This is a genomic window from Limosilactobacillus gastricus DSM 16045 (assembly GCF_001434365.1).
Lineage (GTDB): Bacteria > Bacillota > Bacilli > Lactobacillales > Lactobacillaceae > Limosilactobacillus > Limosilactobacillus gastricus.
Map to the genome: position 1 here is coordinate 15,965 of NZ_AZFN01000009.1, position 12,829 is coordinate 28,793.

The window sequence follows — 12,829 nt, forward strand, 5'->3', positions numbered from 1 at the left end:
TTTCTCCTCTATTTTTGATCTTCCTGCAATTCAACTAAGGCCGCATAGGTTGGTAGTAACTGCTTCTCAACTTGCTTGAATACTAGTAAATACCGTTGATACAAATCAGCCACGGCTTCATCTGGCAAATAGGCTTCTACTTCTCCCACCATGGACGTAACGTCTGCCAAATTTGATAGTTCCCCCAAACTTTGCATTGCCATCACGACGGCCCCTAAACAGCCCGATTCAAATGACTTCGGTACGTTTACCGGACAATCTAACACGTCAGCTAACATTTGTCGCCAAACCTTGGAATTAGCAAACCCCCCGGTTGCGGTAATGCGCTTAGGTTTGCCCACCATTGCCTGGACCGCATCAAAAACCGTAGCAATGTTAAAACAAATGCCTTCCATAACTGCACGTAACATATCAGCCCGCGTGTGTAACGGATTTAAACCGACAAAGCTCCCGCGCGCATTTGCCTCCCAAATTGGGGCCCGTTCACCACCTAAAAACGGATGGAATAATAAACCGTGCGCCCCCGCCGGCCCTTGATCAATGAGTTGATTGGCAACATCATATTTAGCTTGAATCTGATCTTCAACTAACTCTTCAACCGCCCATTGGAAGACATCCCCGCCGTTGTTAATTGGACCACCAATCACCCATAAATGACGATTAACTGAATAACAGAACAAACGCTGATGGGGATCGATGACTGGATGATCACAAATCACCCTAACCGCCGCCGAGGTACCTATCGTGATCGCTACCGTATCTTGTTGGATAGCACCCACCCCAAGATTGGATAAGGCCCCGTCAAAAGCGCCATAGACAAAAGGTACTTCCGCATCCACCCCCATTAGGTCAGCCATTGCAGGCGACAAACCCACAGCTTGATCAATCGAGTCAACAATCTCTGGTAATTGATCAACCGATACCTCCAACATCTCCAGAATATCTGAATCCCAATTTTGAGTAGTAAGGTTCATTAAACCGGTACAAGAAGCTATCGAAATATCAATTCGAAATTGGCCAAATAAGCGCCAAAATAAGTAAGACTTAATATCCGCATAAAAGGCCGCTTGCTTTATTAAATCTGGTTTGGTTTCTTGCAACCACATTAACTTGATTAGGGGTGACATTGGGTGAATTGGTGTCCCCGTCTTTTCATAAATTATTTTAGCCTTTGAACTTTGCTTTAACGCTTCCGCTTGTCGCCGCGCTCGAGTATCAGCCCAAGTCATCACGCGACTGATTGGTTGATGATCCTGATCAAGCAAAATCAAACTCTGATTAGCACAGGAAAAAGACACGCTAGTCAGTTGATTACCGTCTTCATGAGTTAGTCCGGCAGCATCATGAATCATTTGTAAAACCGCTTGAACAATCTCTTCTGGATCTTGTTCCGCCATCCCATCCTGATTTCGATACAGACGATAGCCCTGTTGAAACTTATTTATGACATTCGCATTCTGATCATACAAAACTGCTTTAGTACTGGTTGTTCCAATATCGACCCCAATATAATATTTCATTTTCATCCCTCGAATTCATTTTTGGTTTATCGATACACCAATAATAAAACACGTGTGTAAGCGCTGTCAATATAATCTATTAAAAAAGTCCTGCCAATGGCAAGACTTTAAAAAAATTATTTAACATCTAAAACTTCAACTTCCATGGAACCGCCATTTGGTAATTCAACATTAACCTTATCGCCAATTTTGTGACCAATTAAACTCTTGGCCATTGGTGATTCATTGGAAATTTTTCCTGACATGGGATCTGACTCTGATTCTCCCACAATCACATACGATTCGGGTTCCTCATCTGGAAGCTCCTTAAAAGTTACTTCACGTCCCAATGCTACCTCATCAGCGGCAACATTATCGTTGTCAATGATTTCGGCATATTGAAGCATATTTTCAATTTGCGCGATACGTCCTTCGACAAAAGATTGTTCATCCTTAGCAGATTCATATTCAGAGTTTTCTGATAGATCCCCATAACTCCGCGCAATCTTAATCCGGTTAATAACTTCAGGGCGACGAACCAACCGGAAGTTTTCAAGTTCTTCTTCTAACTTTGCTTTTCCCTCTAATGTCATGGGATAAGTTTTTTCATCTGCCATTAAAGCACTCCTTACTATATGTATTCACAGTTTTTAAACTGTACCACTCACGGAAATTTTTTTCAACTAATTTATTAGATCCGATGCCCTCGCTGTACCAAAATATCGCGAACCTTCGTGGCTAAAAGATCGATTGCCACCTGATTCTTGCCCCCTTCTGGAACTATAATATCGGCATAGCGTTTGGTCGGTTCAATAAATTCATGATACATCGGTTTGACGGTCGTTAAATATTGATCAATGATTGACTCAATTGACCGGCCACGCTCCACCATATCTCGTTGGATTCGTCGAATAATCCGAATATCATCATCCGTATCAACATAAACCTTAATATCCATCAGGTTCCGTAACCGTTCATCATCAAGGATCAAAATTCCTTCTAGGATTATGATTTCAGGCGGTTCTACATGGCGAGTTTCATTTGAACGGGTATATTCAGCATAATTATAAACCGGCATTTCAATTGCTTGATTATGACGGAGCTGATCTAATTGTTGATATAACAAATCATTATCAAAGGCTAACGGATGATCGTAATTAACCGCTTTGCGCTCTTCCATCGTCATAGAAGCTTGATCATTATAATAAGTATCTTGCGTGATAATTTCCATCGATTGACCATTCATGAGATCATAAATAGCATGACTAACCGTGGTTTTACCACTACCTGAACCGCCTGTTACCCCAATTACTACGGGTCGTTTTCTTGCCATGACCTACTCCTAACGAATTTCCGCCGCTAAGGTTGTTTGAAGATGATCAACTACTTTTTCAAAGGCCGCATTAACTTGGTCTTCGGTTAAAGTATTCTGCCGATCTTGGTAAGTCAGCGTGTAGGCAAGTGACTTCTTCCCAGCTGGTAAATGAGCTCCTTCATACAAATCAAAGAGTTGAACGTCAACCAAGTATTGACCACCTTTAGCCTGAATGGCTTCCACAATTTGAGCATTCGTAACGGTCTGATCAACTAACAAGGCCACATCGCGGGTAACGGTTGGATATTTACTGATTGGTTCATAGTGATGGTCTAAGCGTGGTGCAGTTTCTAACTGACTCAGATCTAACTCCATCACATAAGTTTCAGGAATCTTATAGGCTTGGGCAGTCATTGGATGTACTTGTCCAAGAAAACCGATTAATTGATCATCTAAATAAACATCCGCTGTCCGTCCTGGATGCATTTCAGCGCGTTGATCATTTGCTCGGTAGGAAACTTTCCCCGCAATAGCTAAATTAGTTAATAGTTGTTCTAAAATCCCCTTAACCGTATAGAAATCAACTGGTTGGGCATTATCTAACCAAGAATTAGTCGTTAAGGAACCAGTTAAGGCAATGGCTACATGCTCAGGTTCGTCTGGTCGATTTTGCCCTGCTTGGGGTAAAAAGACCCGTCCTTCCTCATACAAAGCTACATTCTCAACTTGCCGAGCGACATTATAAGCCACATCGTTTAATAGGCCGCTAATGATATTCATCCGTTCAGCAGTGTGATCAGAACTCATTGGATAATCCAATTGCACTGGGGCAGTTTCAGAAGGATTAATCTTAAATTGACGCGCTTTTTCATCGGTAGTCAAGGAATAACTGATTGCTTGATTTAATCCCATGCCCTCTAAGACGCGCCGAGCCTCTCGAACTAATTTTTGCCAAGCAGTAAGGCCACCTTCCGTATCGCCGGTTGCTGGCAAAGTTGACGGTAAATTGTCATAACCATAAATTCGAGCAATTTCTTCGTATAGATCAGCTTGAATTTCAATATCCCAGCGCCGTGGTGGAACTACTACTTCCAAATGATCATCATTCATCACTTGAGTCGTGAATTGCAGTTGTTTAAAAATCTGTTGTAAATCGGTCATTGACAAATCAGTTCCAAGAACATCATTTGTCTTGGTAAGCGATAAATCAATGTTAACGTCGCGTGCAACTTTTTCGCTCCCCGTGGCAATTCCTTGGGTCGCTTGTCCGCCCGCCAATTCTTGCAGCCAGTAGGCGGCTTCATTCAATGCTTGCTCACACATTGCTGGGTTAATGCCTCGTTCAAACCGCATGGAGGATTCACTATGCAAATCTAAACGCCGGGCTTGCTTCCGTACTAAGATAGGATCAAAGATGGCCGATTCAAGAACTACATTAATTGTTTGATTATCAATTTTGCTATCGTCACCACCCATTGTCCCGGCTAAAGCTACCGGATGATCACCGTCGGCAACTACGAGATCCTGACTAGACAATTCCCGATCTTCACCATCTAAAGTAACTAAGTGTTCATCAGCTTGCGCATGACGAACCGTTAAATGTTTTTGATTGAGTTTGTCAAAATCAAAACTGTGGAGCGGTTGTCCATACTTCAGCAAAATATAATTGGTTACGTCGACAACATTATTAATCGGCCGAACCCCAGCATTCCAAAGACGAATCTGAAGCCACATAGGGCTATCTTGAATCGTCACATTCTTAATCACCCGCGCCTTATAGGTTGGAGCTAAATCAGGATCAGGAATTTCAACTTGTAATAGGTCGGTCGTCTTTTCTGCACTGGCTTCTTTAACTGTATGCATACTAAAGTTCACTGGCAAGTTATACATGGCTGCAATATCATTAACGTTCCCATACATGCTAAACATGTCACCCCGATTAGGCGTTACATCCGTTGCAATGATGGTATCGTCCATCCCTAAATATTGGAAAACACTGTCACCCACTTGGGCGTCATCAGCCATGAACCAAATTCCTTCTTCATAGTCCTTTGGCGCTACTTTTTCACTAAAGCCAATTTCTTGTAAGGCACATAACATGCCATTAGATACTTCGCCACGAATTTTGCCTTTCCGGATTTTTTGATTATCAGCCACTCGTGCTCCCGGTAAAGCTACGATCACCTTTTTTCCCGCCGTTACATTAGGTGCTCCGCAAACAATTTGCACCGTCTCATCTGAACTAATTTGAACCTGACAAAGTTTTAGATGATCTGATTCTGGATGTGGTTGGCATGATTCAATATAACCAACTACCAGCTTACTTAAGCCCGTACTTGGTGAATAAACATCATCAATTTCCACAGAAGTGCGCGCCAGTTTTTCAGCTAATTCAGCTGGTTCAATCTGATGGTCTGCCAGTGGTAAATATTCATTAAGCCATTGATATGATAAATTCATGTTAATTATCCTTTCTGATCAAATTGAGTTAAGAAGCGCATGTCATTTAAGTAGAAGTTCCGAATGTCTTCCACTCCATACTTAAGCATTGCAAAACGGTCTGGTCCCAATCCAAAGGCAAACCCACCGTAGACTTCGGGATCTACTCCTGACATTTTTAAAACGTTAGGGTGAACCATCCCGGCCCCTAAAGCTTCAATCCAACCGGTTTGCTTACAAATACTGCAACCCTGACCATGACAATTGAAACAAGTGATATCTGCTTCTACTGAAGGTTCTGTAAATGGGAAGTAGCTTGGTCGTAAGCGAACTGATAATTCGTCGCCAAATAGATTTTGTGCAACCGCTTCTAAAGTTCCCTTTAAGTCAGCCATCGTAATATGCTCACCAATCACGATTCCTTCGACTTGATGGAATTGATGACTGTGGGTAGCATCATCAGTATCCCGTCGGTAAACTTTCCCGGGCGAGATCATCTTTAAAGGCCCCCGTGAAAAATCATGCTTTTCCATCATTCGAGCTTGCATCGGGGAAGTCTGAGTTCGCATCAAGATGGAAGGGGTAATGTAAAAAGTATCTTGCATGTCACGGGCTGGATGGTCCTTTGGTAAGTTTAATTTTTCAAAATTATAAACTTCCTCTTCCACTTCATGCCCGGTAGCAACTTCATATCCCATCCCAACAAACAAATCGATAATTTGATCGATAATCTGCTGTATAACGTGCGGTTGTCCTTGAATCACTGGCCGTCCAGGTAGAGTTACGTCTAAAGTTTCGCTAACTAATTGCTGATTCAACCGAGCGGCTTCAATTGCAGCACGTTTTTCATCTAAAGCCACTTGAATTTGATCGCGGATCTCATTTGCAAATTGGCCAACCTTTGGACGTTCTTCCTTTGATAAATCCTTCATTCCCCGTAAAACGGCGGTTATTGGTCCCTTTTTTCCTAAGAACTTAACACGTGCCTCATTGATGGCCTGATCATCAGTACTATTTTGAATTGCTTCTAAGGCTTGCGCCCGCAGTTCAGTTAATTGGTCTTTTAAACTCATTTCATTCTCCTTACTAGGGTACGAAAAAAGCCCCGTCCACAAGGGACGAGGCTTCGCGGTACCACCCTAATTCATGATATAACTATATCAAACACTTGGTGATTGGTAACGATAATCAACCGGATACAAAGTATCAACTCCGGAAGTGAAATTCATTGACTTGGTACTCAATGGCTTTCAGTCCATGGCCATTGTCCCTGTTTCCCGACATCAACTACTAGTTTCCATCTTGGTTATTAACATTGCCATTCTATCGAACTGGTTAACAATGGTCAAGATCTTTCAAGAATTCTCCTAAGATTTTACCGCCATTTCTTACTCCAATCATGAACGGCATCCATAATTGGGGCTAATTCTAACCCCGATTGGGTTAATCGATAGGCTGGTCGAGATGAATGACCACCATCGACCACCCGTTCAATAATTTCTTCATCTTCTAATTCTCGCAACCGTTCACAAAGGACCCGATCACTACATTTTTCAACTTGACAGGCTAAATCCTTAAATCGCGCTTCATGTTCATTTAAGAGCACTTCAATAATTAGGCCATTCCACTTCTTGCCTAAAATTTCAAAAGTTTTCGCAAAATGTGGACACAAACTGAAGTCACTGGTGGTTGTTGATAACTGTTCCATTCACTCGCTCTCCCCTCATTTGATGACGTGTTTGACGTCGACTAGCTTGGTAACGACGCTGTAGATTTCGCTTTTGATGACGCAATTTTTTCCGCATAGGACGGAAAAATTCGTGTTCGGCTTCATAATCATCCACCAAAGAAACAATCAAGCTTTCCCAATACTTAGGCACTGCTAAAGTCGAACCAAACATATGCTTCAGGATTATATCTTGCTCCTTATCATTCAGGTCTGTCAACTTTTCTGCATTTCGTAAGGCAACTCGCGGATGAATAAACGCGTGGGTTCCTAAATCAAATTTAGTCGTACGCCAATCATAATAAAATAAATCATGTAAGATCCCGGCCCGCGCCGTACTTTCATAATCTAAGTTCAATTTTTTAGCAACCCGATAACTATCATATGATACAGCAATCGAATGTTGGAGCCGGTTTGAATGATGGTGTTGAGTATAATTTGCTAATGCTTTTACTTCTGGTTTTGCTAAAAGATCTTCTACAATCGCTACATATTCTGGATCTTTTCGCCAACTTTGATCTGTCTTCATAATGGGTCGTGTCCTTTCTAAATCCAGGTCCTTTATTATATTTTACCCGGTTTGGCTAGCGAAAAGTAAGCCATTTCATCTAAATTATTACAAACTTAAGAACTAATTCACGGAAAACATTAAAATCCCGGCCGACACCGCCACATTCAGTGATTCAGCTTGTCCGGGCATGGGAATATAAACGTTTTTAGTCGTTAACTGTAACAGGTTATCGGCCATTCCTTGTCCTTCATTCCCCATTACGAAAGCCACTTGATCACTTTGTGGTAGCTCGTGATAGCTAATGGCTTGGGGATTTAATTCCGTCCCATAAACCGGAATGCCATTTGCTTGCATCGCGGGTATTAAATCACTCAACTCAGCTGTTGCTAAACTAATATGAAATTGGCTTCCCTGCATTGAACGCATAACTTTTGGACTAAAAAAATCTACCGTTCCCTTTCCAGCAACTACTCCATCAAAACCAGCCGCATCTGCCGTTCGGACCATGGTACCCACATTTCCTGGATCTTGGACCCGATCTAGTAATAACCACTTGCCCGATTTTGGAATTGTCTTCAATTGTAAAAGGGGCAACTCAACAACTGCTGCAATACCTTGAGGGGTTACTGTAGCCGTGATTTCTTGCATAATTCCACCAGTAACCTGATAGACTTGATTAACGCGTGCTACAATATCATTATGTAAAGCTAATTCCGCTTTCGTTCCGATTAAAGCCGTGATTTGAACTTGGCTTTGCAGGGCTTCTTGAACTAAATGCCACCCATCTAATAGATAGCTTTGACTTTGTTGACGCCCTTTTTTAGTTTGTAATTTTTTCCATTGTTTAACCCGTTGATTTTGGGTTGAGGTAATTATTTCCACCATTTGTCACCTATTTGTTTAATTTGTTCAATCATACCATAAGTTAGAAACTGGAGATGAATCGAATGATTAATTATGAAATTCTTGTTGATGGTATTGTCCAAGGCGTTGGCTTCCGCTGGGCTACAAAACAACTTGCCGATCAACTGGGCTTAGTCGGCCTAGTCCGTAATCTGCCAAATGGTAAAGTCTTTATTATTGCTCAAGGTCCCAAAGAGCAAATGACCACATTTGTTAATCAACTCAAACAGGGACCGAATCCATACTGTCAAGTTGACCACGTCTATGTTAGCCAAAAGAACATCGGCGACTTCCATAACTTTCAAGTTACCATGTAGGTTAGGAGTGGTATTTAACCCGCTTTTACGGTAAGATAGCATTTGTACATTTTATTTAAAGGAAGTCTAGCATGAAACATAAACGATTGTTTACCTTATCCGGACTAACCCTTCTCGGCTTGGTCCTCAGTGGTTGTGTTCGGACCACTAAAAGCGGAAAGCCTTATGGGATCATCTATGATTACCTGGCGAAACCAATGCAACATTTTATGGAATGGTTAGCGGGAATCTTTGGTGGGAACTACGGCTTAGCTATCATTGCCTTAACCATAATTATCCGGTTGATTTTGTTTCCCATCATGTTTAACCAGATGAAAAAGTCGACCATGATGCAAGAGCGGATGTCTAAACTCCAACCGCATTTAAAGGAACTACAGGAACGGCAAAAAAATGCCAAGACTCCAGAAGAACAAGCTCTAGTTGGCCAACAAATGATGTCATTTTATCGTGATAATAATGTCTCTTTAACGGGTGGCATTGGTTGTTTACCATTATTGATTCAACTACCGATTTTTGCCGCCCTGTATGCAGCAATTCGTTATTCTCCCGAATTATCAAGTTCTCCTTTCTTTGGGATTCCACTTGGTAAACCAAGCATCATTATGGCTCTGTTAGCTTTTGTTACTTACGCAATCCAAGGGGTCTTGTCTTTGCAAGGAGTTCCTCAAGAACAACGAGCTCAAATGCGCAGTGCCATGTTAATTAGTCCGATTATGATCTTGTTTATTTCTTGGACTTCTTCAGCTGGTTTAGGACTCTACTTCTTTGCTGGCGGAATTTTTGCCATTTTGCAAACCGTTTTAATTAATCTCTATCGTCCAAGAATTCGGAAACAAATTGAAGAAGAATTAAAAGATAACCCTATTAAGGTACCTGATCCAATCCAGCCCGCTAATTCTCAATCGGATGTTCAATCAACCATTGATCAATTACGGAATGATCGCCAAAAATCGGATCACGAACATCATCATAAAGGGCGGAATGCGGGTAAACAACATCATCAATCATAAAACTAGGTCGGGTTCGCCCGACTTTTCTTTTGAAAGGAAAACCTATGATTAAACCCATTTGTAAAGATCCTCAGGTCCTAAGTCAGCCTAGCCAACCAGCTAACCTTCAGGATTGGCCAATCGCCCAAGATCTTCTCGATACGCTAGTTGCTCACCAAAAAGAATGTGTCGGGCTAGCCGCAAATATGATTGGGATTAACAAACAAATCATTGCGATTAGCCTGGGACCAATTAATATCGCCATGCTTAATCCACAGATTACCGCTAAGGAGTATCCTTATCAAACTCAAGAAGGATGTCTCAGCCTGATTGGTCAACGGACAACCAGGCGCTATCAAGAAATTACCCTTGTTTATCTAGATCAAACTGGACACCAACAAAAATTGTCCCTCCATGGCTGGGCCGCACAGATTGTGCAACACGAGATCGATCATTGCCATGGCATTATCATTTAATGCAAAAATCCCCTGAATGAACCTACTCAGATTCATCCAAGGGATTTTTTAAACTACTTCTTCGGCATAAATCTCATCTAAAATTCGTTCAGCCAAGACCGCTTGATGAGCTTTTTTATCATCACCTGAGCCACGATAAGGATTCTCAAAGACTTGGGCAATATGTGAATTCTTAACAACCACAATTCGATTGGCCATCCGAGTTGCTTCATGGACATCATGAGTAACGAGGACCGTAGTTAACTGACGACTTTGCNGTAACGAGGACCGTAGTTAACTGACGACTTTGCGTTAGATCCATAATTAAATCTTGCATTTTTAGTCGCGTTAAGGCATCTAAGGCGCCGAGCGGTTCATCCAACAATAATAATGGTGGATTATCCATTAATGCTCGCGCTAAAGCAATCCGTTGCTTCTGTCCTCCTGAAAGGCGACTCGGGTAATAATCACCATAATCAGCTAATTCAACCGCTGCTAACAATTCATCCGCTTGTCGAACTTTATCTTCTTGATGATTACCAAAGGTCAAATTATCCCGCACCGTCATCCATGGTAAAAGACGATCATCTTGGAACATCACTCGTGACTGACGGTTAATGCCATTAATTTCTTGACCAGATTGTTCAATCTTACCAGTACTTGGCTGTTCCAAACCAGCAATCATCCGTAATAGGGTCGTTTTCCCGCCACCGCTCATCCCAACTAAGGCGACAAAATCATTTTGATTAATCGTTAAATTAGCATTGCCTAAGGCGGTTTTTTGTCCATATACTTTTGTCACATCATTGATCGTTAATAATTCAGACATCATTTTCCCTCCTAGCCTTGTTGGCGCCAATTCAAGAACATCACTTCAAGGTTTTTCGCAATTATATCCGATAATTTTCCGAGTAAGGCATAAATCACAATACATAGGAAAATTGTCTTCATATTCATTAATTGTTGGGCGTTGGTGGACATGTAACCAATCCCTGAATCAGCAGAAACCGTTTCAGCAACAATTAAGGTAGTCCACATAACCCCAAGCGCATACCGAAGCCCCATTAAAATAGTTGGTAAGGCACCAGGAAAGATTATCTTAGTAAACATTTGCCGCTTGTTTAACCCATAAGATTTACCCATTTCAATTAAATTAGGGTCGACTGAAGTAATCCCATGAAAGGTATTTACATAGACCGGGAACATACATCCAACAGCTACTAATGAAATTTTAGCTCCTTCATTAATCCCTAATACCAAGATTACTACGGGAATTAAAGCTAAGTGCGGAATATTCCGGACCATTTGGATGGTGGAATCAAAAGCTGCCCGGGAGAGCCGGGAAACACCATTGGCAAACCCTAAGATAAAACCAATCCCACCACCAATTAGTAAACCAGAAGTGGCCCGATAAAGTGAGATACAAATATTAGTGAATAATTCACCCGAGAGTGCTAATTTCCAGCCTTGTTGCAGTACTTCCACTGGTGAGGGCAAAAACGTCGAAGTGACGATTCTGGTATCGACAACTACTTCCCAGGCAACTACTAAGAGAACGGGAATTGCCCACGGTAGAATTTTAATTAACCGATCCTCCAAGGTTCGTTGACTAACCTTGGGCGAGATAGGTTCTTGTACTTGAATTTGTTTACTTTCAACCATTTCCATCTTCATCACCCCTCGTCTTATTTCAGATATTGCACATGATCACTGATGTCAACTTTTTTGGTGATCACTTTAGCTTGATAAAATAGATCTGCGATTTCTTGTTCTTCCTTAACGGTAGCTTTCGTCATCGCTTCCCAACTATAGGACCGCCGGTTAACCATCTTGGTAACTACTTTGGTGCTTAATTTCAGCTTCTTAGCCATCATCTTAATAACCTTGGACTTATGTTTGTTAGCCCATTGCATATCTTGATTAGCATACTTAATAATCAAGCGGGAAGCTTCTTCATTATCTTCAGCAAAACTGGTGCTAGCCATCAAATATGAACGGTTATTAACCCCTAAGGTCTTACCGTTAACTAGTAATTTTGAATTACCGGTTACTTCTGCTTGTGAAGTTGCTGGATCCCAGTTTGCCCATGCATCCACTTCGCCGTTATTATAAGCGACACTAGCTGCCGATTGATCCAAATTCTTCAAGGTAACATCGGAAGTTGATAATCCTGCCTTCTTCAAAGCCATCCGTAACATGTATTCCGAACTGGTTCCTTTTGTATAGGCAATCGTCTTCCCCTTCAAATCAGATAAGGAATCAATGCCGGAATCATTTTTGACTAAGATTCCCGAGCCATTTGCTTTATCCGCTCCGGCAGCAATATAAGTTAATTTAGTCCCAGAAGCTAAGGCGGTTACTCCAGGGGTATCACCCGTTCGAGCATAATCGATACTACCCGAGGCCAGTGCTTGCATTTCGGCCGATCCGTTGGAGAATTCTTTAAACTTGACTTTGTAGCCCTTGGCTTTCATCTTCTTAGCAAACTCACCACGGGTTTTTGAAATATCAAACTCATCCCCAGCCTGATAACCAATCGTAATGGTTTTTAAACTACTAGATGAATCTGCATAGGTTAAGCGGTAACCGATAAATGCAACAACTAGCCAGGCCACTAATAGGACTAAGGTAACAATTTTACGGACTGAACGATTTTCTTTCATTAACTCACGCTC

Annotated in this window: 14 protein-coding genes and 1 pseudogene; 4 read left to right on the plus strand and 11 right to left on the minus strand. The window is 41.7% G+C overall.

Going from position 1 to position 12,829, the window contains the following annotated elements; genetic code table 11:
* Nucleotides 1-8: 8 nt before the first annotated feature.
* From FC60_RS03860 to pheS, 5 genes are all read right to left on the minus strand, one after another.
* Nucleotides 9-1,520: a gluconokinase gene (locus FC60_RS03860; protein ID WP_056937160.1), complete on the minus strand. Its 1,512-nt coding sequence runs from the start codon at nucleotides 1,518-1,520 to the stop codon at nucleotides 9-11.
* A 116-nt stretch (nucleotides 1,521-1,636) separates the two neighbouring features.
* Nucleotides 1,637-2,116 carry a transcription elongation factor GreA gene (gene greA, locus FC60_RS03865; protein WP_056937161.1) on the minus strand — a complete coding sequence of 160 codons (480 nt, stop codon included), beginning with the start codon at nucleotides 2,114-2,116 and terminating at the stop codon, nucleotides 1,637-1,639.
* A gap of 74 nt (nucleotides 2,117-2,190) precedes the next feature.
* Nucleotides 2,191-2,832, minus strand: coding sequence for a uridine kinase (udk, locus tag FC60_RS03870; RefSeq protein ID WP_007121733.1), 642 nt, complete (start codon nucleotides 2,830-2,832; stop codon nucleotides 2,191-2,193).
* Nucleotides 2,833-2,841: 9 nt separating this feature from the next.
* Nucleotides 2,842-5,274, minus strand: a complete 2,433-nt coding sequence (gene pheT / locus FC60_RS03875; RefSeq protein WP_056937162.1) for a phenylalanine--tRNA ligase subunit beta — start codon at nucleotides 5,272-5,274, stop codon at nucleotides 2,842-2,844.
* Nucleotides 5,275-5,279: 5 nt separating this feature from the next.
* Entirely contained in the window at nucleotides 5,280-6,326 is a 1,047-nt protein-coding gene (gene pheS, locus FC60_RS03880; protein ID WP_056937163.1) for a phenylalanine--tRNA ligase subunit alpha, read from the minus strand.
* A gap of 145 nt (nucleotides 6,327-6,471) precedes the next feature.
* Between pheS and FC60_RS09460 the strand changes: the two genes are divergently transcribed.
* On the plus strand, nucleotides 6,472-6,624 hold the full coding sequence (locus tag FC60_RS09460) for a hypothetical protein (protein ID WP_156399298.1): 153 nt from the start codon (nucleotides 6,472-6,474) through the stop codon (nucleotides 6,622-6,624).
* Between the two features lie 4 nt (nucleotides 6,625-6,628).
* Here the strand turns inward: FC60_RS09460 and FC60_RS03885 are convergent, their stop codons facing one another.
* From FC60_RS03885 to FC60_RS03895, 3 genes are all read right to left on the minus strand, one after another.
* Nucleotides 6,629-6,961, minus strand: a complete 333-nt coding sequence (locus FC60_RS03885; protein WP_056937164.1) for a winged helix-turn-helix transcriptional regulator — start codon at nucleotides 6,959-6,961, stop codon at nucleotides 6,629-6,631.
* The gene (locus FC60_RS03890; protein ID WP_040467841.1) at nucleotides 6,933-7,508 is read right to left on the minus strand and encodes an HD domain-containing protein; all 576 of its coding nucleotides are present in this window, start codon (nucleotides 7,506-7,508) and stop codon (nucleotides 6,933-6,935) included. Before FC60_RS03890 ends, FC60_RS03885 begins: the two co-directional genes overlap by 29 nt.
* Before the next feature lie 102 nt (nucleotides 7,509-7,610).
* Entirely contained in the window at nucleotides 7,611-8,372 is a 762-nt protein-coding gene (locus FC60_RS03895) for a TrmH family RNA methyltransferase (protein WP_056937222.1), read from the minus strand.
* A gap of 65 nt (nucleotides 8,373-8,437) precedes the next feature.
* On the opposite strand from FC60_RS03895, the gene FC60_RS03900 reads away from it, so the two are divergent.
* From FC60_RS03900 to FC60_RS03910, 3 genes are all read left to right on the plus strand, one after another.
* Nucleotides 8,438-8,710, plus strand: a complete 273-nt coding sequence (locus FC60_RS03900) for an acylphosphatase (protein ID WP_056937165.1) — start codon at nucleotides 8,438-8,440, stop codon at nucleotides 8,708-8,710.
* Nucleotides 8,711-8,781: 71 nt separating this feature from the next.
* Complete coding sequence (gene yidC / locus FC60_RS03905; RefSeq protein ID WP_056937166.1) at nucleotides 8,782-9,720, plus strand: membrane protein insertase YidC; 939 nt, start codon at nucleotides 8,782-8,784, stop codon at nucleotides 9,718-9,720.
* Nucleotides 9,721-9,764: 44 nt separating this feature from the next.
* Complete coding sequence (locus FC60_RS03910; protein ID WP_056937167.1) at nucleotides 9,765-10,175, plus strand: peptide deformylase; 411 nt, start codon at nucleotides 9,765-9,767, stop codon at nucleotides 10,173-10,175.
* Nucleotides 10,176-10,432: 257 nt separating this feature from the next.
* Here FC60_RS03910 and FC60_RS03915 read toward each other — a convergent pair.
* From FC60_RS03915 to FC60_RS03925, 3 genes and pseudogenes are all read right to left on the minus strand, one after another.
* Nucleotides 10,433-10,986, minus strand: a pseudogene (locus FC60_RS03915) (ABC transporter ATP-binding protein); the annotation flags it as partial.
* Between the two features lie 8 nt (nucleotides 10,987-10,994).
* Entirely contained in the window at nucleotides 10,995-11,822 is an 828-nt protein-coding gene (locus FC60_RS03920) for an ABC transporter permease subunit (RefSeq protein WP_235806068.1), read from the minus strand.
* Nucleotides 11,823-11,839: 17 nt separating this feature from the next.
* Nucleotides 11,840-12,817, minus strand: a complete 978-nt coding sequence (locus tag FC60_RS03925) for an aliphatic sulfonate ABC transporter substrate-binding protein (protein ID WP_056937168.1) — start codon at nucleotides 12,815-12,817, stop codon at nucleotides 11,840-11,842.
* Between the last annotated feature and the right edge of the window lie 12 nt (nucleotides 12,818-12,829).

Bases quoted from the DNA above. Each gene is read 5' to 3' on its own strand.
- FC60_RS03890 (WP_040467841.1), bottom strand. From the start codon at position 7,508: ATGAAGACAGATCAAAGTTGGCGAAAAGATCCAGAATATGTAGCGATT.
- yidC (WP_056937166.1), top strand. From the start codon at position 8,782: ATGAAACATAAACGATTGTTTACCTTATCCGGACTAACCCTTCTCGGC.
- FC60_RS03925 (WP_056937168.1), bottom strand. From the start codon at position 12,817: ATGAAAGAAAATCGTTCAGTCCGTAAAATTGTTACCTTAGTCCTATTA.
- FC60_RS03860 (WP_056937160.1), bottom strand. From the start codon at position 1,520: ATGAAATATTATATTGGGGTCGATATTGGAACAACCAGTACTAAAGCA.
- FC60_RS03885 (WP_056937164.1), bottom strand. From the start codon at position 6,961: ATGGAACAGTTATCAACAACCACCAGTGACTTCAGTTTGTGTCCACAT.
- pheT (WP_056937162.1), bottom strand. From the start codon at position 5,274: ATGAATTTATCATATCAATGGCTTAATGAATATTTACCACTGGCAGAC.
- udk (WP_007121733.1), bottom strand. From the start codon at position 2,832: ATGGCAAGAAAACGACCCGTAGTAATTGGGGTAACAGGCGGTTCAGGT.
- greA (WP_056937161.1), bottom strand. From the start codon at position 2,116: ATGGCAGATGAAAAAACTTATCCCATGACATTAGAGGGAAAAGCAAAG.
- FC60_RS03910 (WP_056937167.1), top strand. From the start codon at position 9,765: ATGATTAAACCCATTTGTAAAGATCCTCAGGTCCTAAGTCAGCCTAGC.
- FC60_RS03900 (WP_056937165.1), top strand. From the start codon at position 8,438: ATGATTAATTATGAAATTCTTGTTGATGGTATTGTCCAAGGCGTTGGC.
- pheS (WP_056937163.1), bottom strand. From the start codon at position 6,326: ATGAGTTTAAAAGACCAATTAACTGAACTGCGGGCGCAAGCCTTAGAA.
- FC60_RS03920 (WP_235806068.1), bottom strand. From the start codon at position 11,822: ATGGAAATGGTTGAAAGTAAACAAATTCAAGTACAAGAACCTATCTCG.